Origin of the sequence: Pedobacter frigiditerrae, assembly GCF_004331645.1 — a bacterium.
Taxonomy (GTDB): Bacteria; Bacteroidota; Bacteroidia; order Sphingobacteriales; family Sphingobacteriaceae; genus Pedobacter; species Pedobacter frigiditerrae.
Window position 1 is genome coordinate 456,675 of the sequence record NZ_SJSK01000005.1, and the last position, 13,553, is coordinate 470,227.

General features: G+C 38.9%; 12 protein-coding genes. 3 read left to right on the plus strand and 9 right to left on the minus strand.

What is annotated here, in order from left to right:
• Both EZ428_RS19305 and EZ428_RS19310 read left to right on the plus strand, forming a co-directional pair.
• Entirely contained in the window at nucleotides 1–969 is a 969-nt protein-coding gene (locus tag EZ428_RS19305) for a PD-(D/E)XK motif protein (protein ID WP_165501829.1), read from the plus strand.
• Complete coding sequence (locus EZ428_RS19310) at nucleotides 969–3,368, plus strand: AIPR family protein (protein WP_131554840.1); 2,400 nt, start codon at nucleotides 969–971, stop codon at nucleotides 3,366–3,368. Before EZ428_RS19305 ends, EZ428_RS19310 begins: the two co-directional genes overlap by 1 nt.
• 123 nt (nucleotides 3,369–3,491) lie before the next feature.
• Here the strand turns inward: EZ428_RS19310 and EZ428_RS19315 are convergent, their stop codons facing one another.
• The 3 genes from EZ428_RS19315 to EZ428_RS19325 all read right to left on the minus strand — a co-directional run bounded on the left by EZ428_RS19315 (nucleotide 3,492) and on the right by EZ428_RS19325 (nucleotide 5,520).
• On the minus strand, nucleotides 3,492–4,556 hold the full coding sequence (locus EZ428_RS19315) for a DUF932 domain-containing protein (protein ID WP_131554841.1): 1,065 nt from the start codon (nucleotides 4,554–4,556) through the stop codon (nucleotides 3,492–3,494).
• A complete protein-coding gene (locus EZ428_RS19320; RefSeq protein ID WP_131554842.1) occupies nucleotides 4,534–4,740 on the minus strand; it encodes a hypothetical protein in 207 nt (68 codons plus the stop codon). Before EZ428_RS19320 ends, EZ428_RS19315 begins: the two co-directional genes overlap by 23 nt.
• Nucleotides 4,741–4,932: 192 nt before the next feature.
• Entirely contained in the window at nucleotides 4,933–5,520 is a 588-nt protein-coding gene (locus tag EZ428_RS19325; protein WP_131554843.1) for a hypothetical protein, read from the minus strand.
• A 510-nt stretch (nucleotides 5,521–6,030) separates the two neighbouring features.
• On the opposite strand from EZ428_RS19325, the gene EZ428_RS19330 reads away from it, so the two are divergent.
• Entirely contained in the window at nucleotides 6,031–7,752 is a 1,722-nt protein-coding gene (locus tag EZ428_RS19330; RefSeq protein ID WP_131554844.1) for a hypothetical protein, read from the plus strand.
• A gap of 156 nt (nucleotides 7,753–7,908) precedes the next feature.
• Here EZ428_RS19330 and EZ428_RS19335 read toward each other — a convergent pair whose 3' ends face one another.
• The 6 genes from EZ428_RS19335 to EZ428_RS19360 all read right to left on the minus strand — a co-directional run.
• On the minus strand, nucleotides 7,909–8,085 hold the full coding sequence (locus EZ428_RS19335; protein ID WP_131554845.1) for a histone H1: 177 nt from the start codon (nucleotides 8,083–8,085) through the stop codon (nucleotides 7,909–7,911).
• Between the two features lie 62 nt (nucleotides 8,086–8,147).
• Complete coding sequence (locus tag EZ428_RS19340) at nucleotides 8,148–9,137, minus strand: hypothetical protein (protein WP_131554846.1); 990 nt, start codon at nucleotides 9,135–9,137, stop codon at nucleotides 8,148–8,150.
• A gap of 35 nt (nucleotides 9,138–9,172) precedes the next feature.
• Nucleotides 9,173–10,249: a conjugative transposon protein TraM gene (traM, locus tag EZ428_RS19345; RefSeq protein ID WP_165501830.1), complete on the minus strand. Its 1,077-nt coding sequence runs from the start codon at nucleotides 10,247–10,249 to the stop codon at nucleotides 9,173–9,175.
• A gap of 188 nt (nucleotides 10,250–10,437) precedes the next feature.
• Nucleotides 10,438–11,142 (minus strand): conjugative transposon protein TraK, encoded by a 705-nt coding sequence (traK, locus tag EZ428_RS19350; protein WP_317126459.1) that lies wholly within the window; start codon nucleotides 11,140–11,142, stop codon nucleotides 10,438–10,440.
• Complete coding sequence (gene traJ / locus EZ428_RS19355) at nucleotides 11,063–12,259, minus strand: conjugative transposon protein TraJ (protein ID WP_131554849.1); 1,197 nt, start codon at nucleotides 12,257–12,259, stop codon at nucleotides 11,063–11,065. Before traJ ends, traK begins: the two co-directional genes overlap by 80 nt.
• A gap of 10 nt (nucleotides 12,260–12,269) precedes the next feature.
• Nucleotides 12,270–13,553: type IV secretory system conjugative DNA transfer family protein (locus EZ428_RS19360; protein WP_165501831.1), on the minus strand; the 1,284-nt coding region annotated here is incomplete at its 5' end.

Genomic DNA, 13,553 nt, shown 5'->3' on the forward strand with positions numbered 1-13,553 from the left:
ATGAGATTAGAACAACTTGAAACACAATGGAAAAGAATAGATAATAAGGAAATACAAGGTGGTTTTCATTCAATTCGGATTTCCCCAGATAGCATTCCTGATTTATATATAGGATTTGACAGAGATGGATTAAGAAATCTAATACTCTCTATTCCAAAACCACATTCTTTTCGGTTTAAAGGGGTTGCTAAACAAAACTTATCTATCGACTTTTTTGAAGAAAGCAATCATATTGTTATCAAATTGGTTAGTTCAGTTTATAGCGATCTATTCAACGACCTTATACTTTCTCTTTATAAGAGAATTTGCTATATGAGTAATGCAGAAGATTATGGAAATGAACTCATAAAGGCATTTTACAGATGGAGTGGATTTTTTACTGATTACACTACAAATGGTCTTACTGATGATGTTATCAAAGGACTATTTGGAGAGCTAACCTTACTTAAGGAATTGGTTAAACAATCAGATTCCTTTAGTATAGATGAAGTATTAGAATCTTGGAAAGGGCCTTTTGATGCTAGGAACGATTTTGAATCAGATACAAAATGTACAGAGGTTAAAACTAAAGAGGAAACAAAAACCGAAGTTAGAATTTCAAGTGAATTTCAGCTCACCTTAACACCTGATAAGTCACTTTCATTATGCATCGTTTCAGTGAGTGTAAATCATGAAGAGGGCTTAACAATTTCGGAGCTGATAGATTCTGTCAAAGAATTAATATCGGAGCGAAATGGCGAGATGGGCATTTTGATTAATGCACTTTTACAAAAAGGACTTTTTGGTGGTTCACTTCCCCTTTATGACCATTTAAAATTCAAGCCTTTGGAAATGTCTTTTTATGATTGTTCAGCAGATAACTTCCCCAAGATAACTTCACAAAATATTACCTTGGGTATTTTCGAGGTATCTTATAATCTCAGGATTAGCCAGCTTGAGGAATTCAAAATTTCACAAATCAAGTTATAATGGAAGTAGAAGAATTTTTAAAATTTCGCAAAAACCTGTTAAGAGAAGCCTGTGACAGTGAAGGGTTTGTAAATCAAAACCAGTTTATGACACAAACATTACCTTTAATGTATGACGCCAAACTAATAGACAGCGAAGAATGCAATGAGAGTTACTACTTGTATAATGAGGACAACTTAAAGATAAATGGATATGCAGTAAACGATTCAGGGGAAAGACTTCAATTATTTCTGGTTGATGAAGCTAAGATCGACCTAGCTGCAAAGGCTGAAAATCTAAGTATATCTACAAAAGCCTATTATGAAAGTCAATTTAAAAGGGCAACTCGTTTTGTTAATAAGGCAATAAAAGGGCATCTTAATGATGAGCTTCAGCTCTCCAGTCCAGTCAGAGCATTAGTCGCAAAAATGGCATCAGCCGAGGGTACGGAGCAATTCGATGTCGTTGAGATATTCCTGATATCTGCAACTGCAACTATTGAAACCAGAGGATCTACGCCCCAGCCGAAAAAATTTGATTTTGAGGACGAAGAACTTTCAGTCAGCTTTTCTAAAAATCGTTCCAAGGTAATCAAGAATGTTTTGATCATTAAAAGATTGATTGACTTGAACTTTCTATATAATGTGGAAATTTCTCGTGGACAAAGAGAAGCCCTAGTAATAGATTTTGAAAAAGATTTCAATTACAGAATAGAAGCAATAAAAGCTGCAGATGAAGAACATTTTGAGTCATATCTCTGCGTATTACCAGCAACTATATTAGCTGACCTTTACCGTAAATATAGCACAAGGTTGTTAGAAAAGAATGTTCGTTCCTTTCTTCAATTCAAAGGAGCAAATGCTGGAATAAGAGAAACCATTAGATTAACTCCAGAGAAATTTATTGCATTTAATAATGGAATAACAATTACATCAACTGGGAAGACAACATTAGAAAAAGAAGGTAAAGTCTATATCAGTTCATTAACCGACTTTCAGATTGTAAATGGTGGGCAAACTACCGCTAGTATTTTTTTTACTAGAAAAGATGGGTTTTCAATCGAAAAGGTCAGAGTAATGGCGAAAATCAACGTTGCAAAGAATGTGACCGAAGAAGGCCTTGATGATTTAATCTCTAAAATAAGTCGCTATTCCAACTCTCAAACCAAGGTGTCAACGGTTGACTTAGGTTCTCGAAACCCACAATTAACCAAAATCAAAGCACTATCAGATAGCGTAATGATGCCAAGTGGCAAAAAATGGTTTTTTGAAAAATCCAAAGGCGAATTTAGTACGCTCTTGCGAATGGGTGGAAAGGCCGAAAAAGACTATCCAAAAGATGTACGATTCTCCAAGGAGCAACTAGGAAAATATTTTACGGCATGGGGAGATCAACCTTATGTGGTAAAGAAAGGTGGGGATAAAGTATTCAAGTATTTTATTGATGCATTGAGTGGTGATGAAAATGGGAAAGGGAAATTGGATGTCGACAGGAATTTTTATGAAATGCTCATTTCCAAGGTTATTATCTTTAAAAAATTGGAAGACATTTATGGGCAAGGTAAAAATGCAATTGGTCAAATTCGTTCTGCTGTCGTGCCCTATTCTATTTCAATACTTTACAAATTTACGGATGGAAGTAAAAATGGGATAGTATTCGATCTTTCAAGGATATGGCTTAAGGGAACTTTAGAGGATGATCTTTCAACATTTATGAGCGAGATGATGTTTCTAATGAATAATTTGATAAAAAAATATGCGCAGAGTGATGATCTTGGAGAGTATTCTAAACGTAAGGAACTTTGGGACAATATTTCGCAAAGCTCAGAGATATCTAATTATATGGAGTCTTCAAATGCCCAAAAAATTCTAGAGAAATATACCATAACAAAAGAGGCACTTAAAGCAAAGCTTAATAAAAAGTCAAAGCAAAAATTTGCCGACCTTGCTAGCCTTAAGCACAATGTATTAATCTTTAGCAGAACTGCTGATTATTATAAAAAACTGGGGTTGATTATTTCAAGTCAGATTTCCCAATCACAACGTAACAAAATCGACCATATTATTAACTGCATTGTAAATAAGAATGACATTACAGACGAGTATTTAAGCTTTGAAAACGAACTAATACACTTAGTTAGGTCAACTAACCCTGAAACTTTCGATAAGATTGAAATCTCTATGGATGAAAGTTGGCAGGCTTCTTTTGACCTTATTACAAGTATTTATAATAACTGCTTGGAACAGTCTGAAAATATTCTATCAGCATTTCAGCGTCAAAGAGAAATTGTAAAGGCTAAAGGTGCAAAGTTTTACTCCGTTTATGATGAGATTGGAAAACTATTAAATGAGGGCAAAAGCCCTAGTATAAAGCATTTATTTAGCGTAAGGTCAACATTAAACAAATCAGTGGATGCCTAGAATTTTATTCAAACTATTACAACATAATCAGAATTTAAAGTAAGTTTCAAAACGTTATTGCCCGCAAGGGCCGCCCGATATTTTTGAGAATATCAGGTTGCCCTTGCACAATGTGGGATTGCTTTAGTTCAATGCATTCACGCCCACCTTTGCAAATTCATTGCACAAATCAAATGTGGCTTGCGCCCTGCCCAATGCATTGCCTGTCATAATGGATTTAAACTTTGTTTCGGTGTCCTTATAGCTTTTCACATTCTGAAAATAACCCGTTACAGCATTATAAACGCCAAACAAGCTACCTTTTGTAGTTTCAATCTGCTGGGTCGGACTTGTGGCGGAATACTCTAAAACCTTATCGACCATATTGGTAAATACACTTGAAAATTCATCTTGCTTTCCTGTTTGCAAATTTTGTAACATTTCCTTGTTTGGAGCCATTGCCATTTGCACCAGTTTTTTAACCTGCTTATCGGTAATTTTCACTTTAGACCATTGGTTAAAAAGCCCCTCCATTTCTTTTGCCAATAGATTGGTAATGCCGAGCAATTTGCACGCTTCTTTTAACCTATCGTGTGCGCTTGCGGTGTGGCGTATTTTAACCGCATTGCTCTGATTTCTCAAAGCGGCATTCAATGTATTTTGGCAACAAATCCTAATTGGGGTAAATGATGCGGTAATGCTTCCAAAACCATCGTGCGAAGTAGTTAGAAACAAAAACTGTTCGATTAAATCGTTCTTTCCCACTTTGATGTATTCAGGCAGTTTTGCTGTTATAAAAATGCGTTCCCCTTTTCCCAATGCCCCTGCTGTTTCGTATTTAATCCCATCTTTTCCGCCTACAATGCTATCGAAAAACGAAAAGGCATCTATATTCTGTACAACGTGGTAATCCCTGCCAACTACGCCCAAAACCTCATCGGTATCAGTTCTAACCGTTGCATAATGGTTAGGTACATCTACACGCCATTCCATAACAATATCGTTGTCCTCGGTTTCGGGCGTGGTATCGTCCCCATAGGTAAACAGGTTACGTTTTTCAACGATATAATCCAGACCTGCGTATTTTATTGCTTCTGCACTTGTCGGATAATTTTCTATGATTGTACCCAATCCGTGCCACGCTTTTTCCTTGACAGAAAAAAAGCTATGGTTTTCGGTCTTGCTGTTATAGTTTAGGTTGTGTGCCATGATAAATGTTTTTAGGGTTTCTAACTCTTGATAATAGAATTTCAGTTTCCAAAATATTGATGTTAGCGGTATCGCTAAGGCTTAATTTTGACTGTGTTTCTATTTCATTTACAATTTCTGATAATTGGGTATGGTCGGCATGGACTGCCACGCGAACCATAATAAATAAGGTTTCGTATTTCATCTTTTTTGGGTATGTAATTTTTTGAACTTATCTAACTGCTTGTAAAATGCCCTTGGGTTTTCCTCCTCGAATTCCAACCCATAGCCCGACCAGTATAACTGGTCTAAGAATTCTATAAATGCCTCGAACATGATATGTGGATTAGTAGAAAAATGATAAACGCCCCACCCAAAAGGCAGGGCGTTTGATCAATTACTTTTGAGGAATAAAGATTTCACCTTCGATTTCAGCCAATTTATCCACGCAAAGCGTGTTGACCATTTTTGCGACTGCATTAATGATAAAAGGGTTTTTGGTGGTAAACTCTCTGCCTTTGTCGTCCTCAATAGTCAATTCACAACCTTGAAAATGTGTGCTCTCGGTTTCCTCCGCATCGTCTTTTTGCGCTACCTCGAAAGCTTCCAATGTTCCGATTGTTTCCAAAAGCTTACCCCTTTGATTGATACGGCGGTTCAAGTCCAAAGCGAGTTTAATAGTTGCTTCCAAGTTCATTGCGGGTTTTTCTTCCTTTAACTGCTCCTTGATTTCCATTTTTGTTGGCTCTGCCTTTGGTGCTTCGGCAATTACCACTAGCGCTTTTGTCGTTTCCTTTGACTGTTCCTCAGTCTTAGCTATTACAGGTTTGGCGGTTTCTACTTCTGCCTTTGGTTTTTCTTTGTCGGGATCAACCTGATTAGCATTTTCTTTCAATGGCACTGCCGGACGGATTGCCGATTTATCGGTTGATGTATTTTTAACTGCTCCGTTCTCTTTTCCGCTTGTGATTACTGTTGTTTTCATGATTTCTGATTTTTAAATTTCTACTGATGATTATTTGAATGATTTGCCCCAATAGGGCGGTTCTGCCTGTGCGAAATGCTATTGCCTTTTCGCTGTTCGGGTCGGTGGGTGGGCTTCTGCCTTTTGTTGTGCGCATGGGTTTTCTCCTTTTAAAATTCAGTCGGCAGGAGCCTCCTGCCTTTTTGTTAAATGCCATCACCTGACCACAATCCAGTAGGCAGGCAAGACTTTGCGAAAAAAAATACTACCCGAGCGCAGCGAGGTGTGGAGATTTTTTTTCAGCAAACCCCCTTGGGGGCTTGGTCTTGACTAGGCTAATGGATTGTTCAGAAATTTTGGCACAAAAAGGTTGGGGGTAATTTGAATGCACATACTAAAAGTTGATAAGTGCTGTGCATATAGTGGCAAAAATGGAGTTATTGATTTCGTAGTGTTACGAATTTCAGAGGTATAATTGTATAAGTTAAATGATAAGCTACCTTTATAAAAAGACAATGAGCTATGTTTAAAATGAGCCAGTTAGCAGAATTAAAAACTGTGTTTCCTGAAGGGGGTAATCTTAAATATGAAGACCTATTGAAGGGAATACGAAAAGACACATTAACAAAAGTGGCTACCTATTTAATAGGAAAAAATCTATTTTCAGATGAAGCAGTAGATAATTTGCCTGCTTTAGAAAATTGGTTTAGCGATGGCAATAAAGTATTTGCAGATGATATGTATAATAGGATAATAGCTTATGAGAAGCAATCTGGGCACAAATTAACTGTTGTTTACAATATCTCTTGTTTAAAAATATTACAATATGGACTTGAACTGGAAGAGCAGGGATTACTCGACCAAAAGTCAAAAGAACAATCTGAGATTGATCTCTTTTTAGCTATGCTCGCGCTAAATCAGAATGAAGATTATCATCATACAAAAGATATAGAGAAGATAAAAGCTGGATTTTCAGAATCCATCGTCCCAGCGGCACTTATGTTGAACTATTCTTTCCCAAATCAGGATATTACGAATTTTCATTTCGAAGATTATAATGGCTGTCAAGTAATTAAATACCTCTTTTTGTTTAATTTTTTGGAGCAAAGTAATGAAGGTAAGGAGCTTATTAAAAGGTTTTGTGATTTCTTTAATCTTAAAAACTGGCAGGATTACCTAGGCGCTGTGTTTCCATTAATACTAGCGTGGACAAAGAGGGAACATGGGGGTGCCCTTGATATGGTATTGGAAAAAAATAACGGTTATAATGACAGCTATCAGTTCTTGAAAAAACTTGCCCTTGGTAATTATATCAAGATGGAAGACCATGACTACATTAAAATCCGGGAAAAGCCTCTCATAGAATTGGACGATGTTACTTTCAGGATAATCCATCCATTATTTGTTTCCGATAAAATATATAAGGGGATGTTTTTCTTATTAAAGCAGCTTAATGAGGAAGGAGCTAAGCTTATTGGCAACTTTCGATCGTGGTATACTACAAACTTCTCTGAAGGTTATTGTTTTGTGGAATTGATAAAGTATTCGTTTCACAAACCTGATATACTATTTTTTGACGATGAATTAAAAGCTTCAGGTATTGTTGGCCCTCCAGATAGCTATCTAAGACAGGGGGATGATGTGTTTCTCTTCGAGAATAAAGATATACTCATCGGCGCCTCGATTAAAGGTTCTTACGACTTCGAGGCTCTGATAGCCGAATTGAAGAAGAAACTACTTATAGAAGGAACGCGAGGTGTCGGCATCGGACAGATCATCAACAACATTCGTAAATTGTTAACAGGAGAAAATACATTTGACGATGGCTTCGCTGGTGGCCAAACCAATATTTATCCCATTATAACCTTGCACGACCCAATGTTTGACGCACCCGGTTTAAATTACATTATGAATGCCTTTTTTCAGGAAGAACTTGATAAACTTAGAAAGGAAGGTATAAATGTAGATAGGGTTAAGCCGCTTGCATTGGTTAATATTGATGCGATGATACAAGTATCACCGCTTTTAAAAAGTGGTAAAATAATATTTAAGGACATGTTCGAATATTATTACAATTTCCTTGTCGTGGATAAAAGCAAAGCAAAAAATTACGCCGAGCTTGAATCACTCTATAAAAATGCGATGCCACCATTTTATTATTACATGAAGAACTACCTAAATGAAAAAATGGGTGAAAACTGGCGTTCCGAAGATTTAATGAGACTACTCCTTGAAAAGAATAAAATTGAGTGAGTTTATAATATTGATATGATAGATGATATATCAATAGGTGAAGAACACATAAAGCAATTATTTGCCTAGTTCTTTCAAAAGATAAATATACCGAACATTAATATAACAGAAAAGTATACCTGACCGGAAATGGTCAGGTATACAAAAACAATATTTTTACTTTGAATTTTTCTTTTCCGAAATCTCTTTTCTGATATCGGTTGCCAGCACCTTTAAATCCTGCATTGCTTTACGTACTCTAGTACCTGCTGCACTGTTATTTGAGTTATAGAATTTTCCAGAATCTGTTTCAAGATCGGAGATTAACTGTTTTACCTTTTGAAATTTTTCCATAATTGTAATGTTTTATGATTGTTAATTAATTAGTTCCGCTTAAACGAATATATAATTTTAGGTTAAACTCCCATTCCCTGACCGTGAGCGACTTCCTTGTCTTTGCCCTGTTCCATTTTCTTAGCAAAGACATTGCTCATTTCTAGTCCAGTTTCCTTTTGAAATTGTTCCCTTTTTTCAGGCTTTCCGTTCTCCGCATAGAAATTCAGCTTACCGTATCGAACAGCGGTCTCCAGGTACATTTTGGTTTCCTGCCCATCTTTTTCAACGGTGATTAGCGGACGGTTACCATTGATCAGTGAAGTTTCCAATGCTTCCGCCTTTTTGGGATCAGCCATTTCCTTGATTTTATATTCATCCAAAAGGGTTTTCACATCATAACCATAGGCATCGGTAAACTGGCGGAAAGTGAGGTTATTCTGGCGATCTCTTTCCTTTTCGGTATCGAGTTGCATCCAAGCCTTATATGGTGTTCCCTCCCTGCTCAATAAGTCATCACGATAAACCGACCTGCCCTGAACCAAGTTAGCTGCCTGTTCTTTTGAGAATCCCTTTCCATGATCAAGCCAAAATGTCTGTGGCAATGGTGGAGAATAAAATTCGCGTTTGAAATCCCTTGAAACATAATTGATCTTGCCCTCTTCCATATTGGCGAGCATCGCCTTGTTTGCGGCATCTTTACCTACGGCAAGCTCACTATTACCTTTCTGCTGTTTAAAGAAGTCTATGGCTTCGGCTACGTTTTCCAGTTTCTTAACGATGTTTTTTCCTTCCTCAGTTTTGGTGATCACCATAAACTTTTGACCTTCCTCCAATGGCTTGCCCTGGTTATGTACCGCCTCCAATCGGTTAAGGTAATAGTAATCGGACTGACCAGACTGCTTGAAATGCAGCGTAATATCTACCTGACCTCTATTTGCCTTTACTTCATCGTAAAGTTTAAAGGCTGGATCATCGTTTTTCATGTGCTCTTCCATTTTTGCAATCAGCGGATCGCTAAAGCCCAGTTTCTTCATCTCATCTTTGAGATCTTCAAGATTGTTTAAATTCATGTCTTTATGTCTTTTGTTAAAAATCTTATTGTTAATTAATTCCCGAATTGTCGAGTCTTCTGCTTGTTGTTGCGAAGCAGGATTGCTTTTCCCGCATTCAGCTTTACCTTAATGCGTTGCACTTTTTTACTGATAAGTTGCCTTGCCGCATCTATTCCAGCACCTGCAACCTGTGTAGCAACGGACTGGTCAAAACCTCCAAAGCCAATACTCCTCACCGCATCATCGGTTCCATTATTCAGTGCGCCTGTCAACAATGCCTCGGGAGCATCAATGCCAATCATTCCATCAAGGCTATAGACCGAAAGGTCAACTGGTATGATGGAAGTACCGAGCCTGATATTTTTGATGTCGAGTAATAGGCGCTGGTTGGTAATCCTGCAAGCCCCGAACAGTTCCTGCCCTTTGGGAATAAGTATCCCGTTTATGCGAAGGGTGTCCTGCAACCTGATTTTTACGGTTGCGCCCTGTACGGCTTTTTGATTGTCCACTATAACGGCTGGTGTTGCCCTGAACTGGCTGTCTGGACTGAGCGACTGCGCAAACTGCATCCGCTGATTGATGCGCTCGGGATGTTGAATGTCCAAAATGTTCTGCATCATCGTATTAAGTTGAGCCATTTCAGGGTCTTCAGATTTATTGTCCTGCATCGTTCTCATCAAGGCTTCTAGCCGATCTACATCGTTTTTGATGATTGAAGATGATGCCTTTGCTACAGTTTTTGGTTGGCCATAGGCAGGTTCGGGTTTACTGATTTCCCTATTGAGCGCTTCCAGTTTCTGGTTGATCTGCTTGGTCTGCTCATCTTCAGAACCGACCTTTCCGTTGACATCAGAAAAACCGAACTGCCCTGCGATGCCAGCAATCTCGTTTCCATCCCCTTTAGAAGAATTGCGGTCTGCCTGCTGATAGTAATCGGCTTTTGTTTTTGGTGTATCCGTTGAGAAAGAAGCATTGGGCAGGTTGGTATTGATACCCGCCACTGGTTTTAGATCTTTTTCGTTACCTCTACCGCCGCCCATTGCGTAAAAGCCCAATGCCATAAACGGCACAATTAGGATAGGGATGAAAAGCAGTACCCTGTGTTTGTCTTTTTTAAGTTTTGTTCTCATTTTATGATTTTTAAATTGAATAAATCGAGTTAATTGAACGCGCCAAAAGCGCTCGTCAGCAGATAGAGTAGGTATTAGGTTCARGTAATCGGCYAATCTTCTTTGCCGAASAYTGATAAATGCATTRACCTGTTTWGAAATKGAGCCATCTGGARCAATRCGGTTTCTTTTTTTKAATAATCCCATAGCTAMGGTTTTAATGGTTCGTCCGAATTTTCCAGTGTTTCCCATCGCTGTATCAAAAATCCGTGGGGATTGTTATCCGACCTTGAAACATTTCGGATAAAGCCCTGAGTTACCAGTTTCCGTAATGCCGTAGAACTCGACCTGATCAGTCTTTGTGTAGCATAGCATCTGAAATAAAAAGGATATTGGTTGATGTCTAGGGAAACACTGTCCACTTCGATTTCCTGAGAAATATTAGCGGATATGATATTGTTGTAATATCCCTGTTCCTTCAGATTATCATTTGCCTTTTTTGCACTTTCATCAGCCATGTTGAGTGCATAAGCTATATGGTTCTGAATGACCTTATCGTCTGGGTCTAGCGTAAAGAAGTAATGATGAAAGGTTTTAATATGATCCCTTAGCTCCACGGGAAGATTATCTTTTCTTGTCGTACTAAAAGCTTCGATTGCCTTTCCATTGGCAAGGATATATACCTTCGACTGCATGGTCTTGACCAGATCGAAGCTTTTGTAGATGGCGAATCCTGACAGCAATACACAGGCCAATATCAGAAAGATACTGAAACGCTTGATGTGCTTAAAAGCAGTATCTATATTTTTAAATTGTGTGAACATAATTGATTGTTTAAGATTTACCACTGAGTTTGTCCTTGAAATAGTCCTGTCCCGATGCCTCGGCCATTCCMGACATCTGCCGTTTTCCATCTCCCAATGAATCTGAAATCATACCTGCACCATATTTCAAGCCGGCAATACTGTTATTGGTTCCCTGTCTGGTTTCCCTTGCCCCGGCAGAAGTCATAGAATTGATCTTGGTTAGGATACTATTTCCACCACCAGCATGTACCACATAATTGGCAACCGTTGGCACGCAGAAATACCCCACTATTCCAATAATTAAAAAGATCATGTAAGCCGTATCGGTGCTGGAAAACATGGTATCTCCATTCTGCACCACCTCGTCAATATCAAGCTTAATCATGTTCTGCTGTATCTTTCCAAGGATTGCCCCAAAGATGTTGGCAATCGGTAGCCATAAAAAGATGTTGATGTACCTTGCCACCCAGACCGAAAGTGTATGCTGGAGTCCRTCRAAGACTGCAAACCCAAGCACCAGTGGTCCAAGAATGGCAAGCACGATCAAAAAGAAGGTTCGGAGCGTATTGATACACAGTGCGGCAGCCTGATAAACCAATTCCAAGAGTTCGCTCATGAACTGCTTAAAGCTATGACGGATCTTGTAATCCTGTCGGTCTGCCCAGAACATAATGTCGTTTCCGATGGCTTCCATCCAGTTTTCGTCATCTGCATTCGGATCTTTTGGATGGGTGTACTTATACCATTCCTCACGATTTCCAGTGCCATCCTCCCCGACATATAATTTCCATTTGGTGGATTTTTTCAGTTCTGCTTCCTTGCGCTTTAACAGTGCCTTTATAGTGGCATCGCTGTTTTTGACCATTGCACCAGTAGCCGAAACGGTGGGCTGAAGCACCCCGTTCATCACGCCAAGCAGGGCTGGGAAAAGAACGATGGCAAGTCCAAGTGCAAAGGGGCGCAATAATGGGTAGAAATCTATGGGCTCGGCGGATGCAATCTGGCGCCATACACGGCTGGCAATAAACCAGAGTGCGCCAAATCCAGCTATGCCCCTTGCCACGGCAATCATATCCGAGCAGAGCGGTATCATATCATCATACACTTTCTCTAGCACGGCGTGAAGTCCACCAATCTTATCAGCTAGCCCCTGCGCCTGTGAGCATAGCGGAAATAACAGCATCATAAATGAAGTTATTCCCAATAATTTTATACTAATTTTCATATTGACGGGTTTATTGGTAGAGTTCTAAACTCTGTTTCAGATCGAACTTTTGTTTTGCCCTTGCGAGGGAAAGCGAAGTCGCCTTGCTGTTAAAATCCCGAAGAAATACCAATTTATCCTGAACATCTTCAAAAATTCGGTCTATGGCCTGTAGCCTTTCATCATCGCTCATTTGGGTAGATCTTGAGATGGAAACATCTGCACTACTGATGCTTTTGCTTTCTTTATCCTGTACGATCTTTCCAAAGCCCTCACTTAGTTTTTTAGCGGTATCTCCAGTCACTTGGCCACTGATGATATTACCTACTATTCCTGTGATCACGTCCGCCTGTTCTGCGCCATAATCCTTTTTTAATTGCTCAGTTGATTGAACTGCAATGGTAGTAGAAACCTTGTTGCTCCTTGCTGTGGCGATAAGGCTATCCATGTTGTTAAAGAATATTGTAGGAAATTCATCAAAGATCAGACTGCTTTTTAACTGCCCTTTTCGGTTGACCAGTTTGATGACCCTAGAAATATATAGGGAAAGTACAGCGCCATAAACCTGCAGTTTCTGCGGATTATTGCCTACACAGATAATCTTAGGCTCCTTTGGATTATTCAAATCAAGGGTAAAATCATTTCCGCTGAGCACATAATAAAGCTGAGGGGATGATAACCTTGCCAGACCAATCTTAGCAGATGCAATCTGTCCTTCTAGTTGCGGCATTGCTTTTCTCTGCAAGGCTGAAATGAATGGATTGATCAATGGTCTAATTTCTTCCTCTTCTTTCAGTACTGCAAACAAAGGGTCATAATCAAATTGGATAAGTTCAATCAGATGTGGCACGGTACAGTATTTCCCATTCTGATATCTCCTCAAATACCAGATCACAGCAGTTACAAAGTTCACGGCACTTTCCACAAAAAAATCGCCCTGCTTTTTAATCCAGTCCCTGTTCAGCCCCAGCATAATTGTTCTGGAAGCTTCAGCGGCATCGGTAATATCTTCCATTCCTTCCGGCGATAGCGGATTACATCTGTGCTTGGGGTTTTCTAGATCAATGGCATAAAATTTAGGCTTTACCTTATAGTTCTGATGGTATTTCAGCAGTTTATTGTAGGCAATTTTAGAGAGATCGTCAAACTTAAAATCATAGATGAACATTGAAAAACCCTTTTTGATGTGCTGGTCGATGATATGCCTGATCACAAAATAGGTCTTTCCTGCGCCCGGTGTTCCAGCAACTAAAATTCCCCTAAAAGGATTAACAATATTGATCCAACTGTCCCTCACCTTATTTTTAAGCCTATA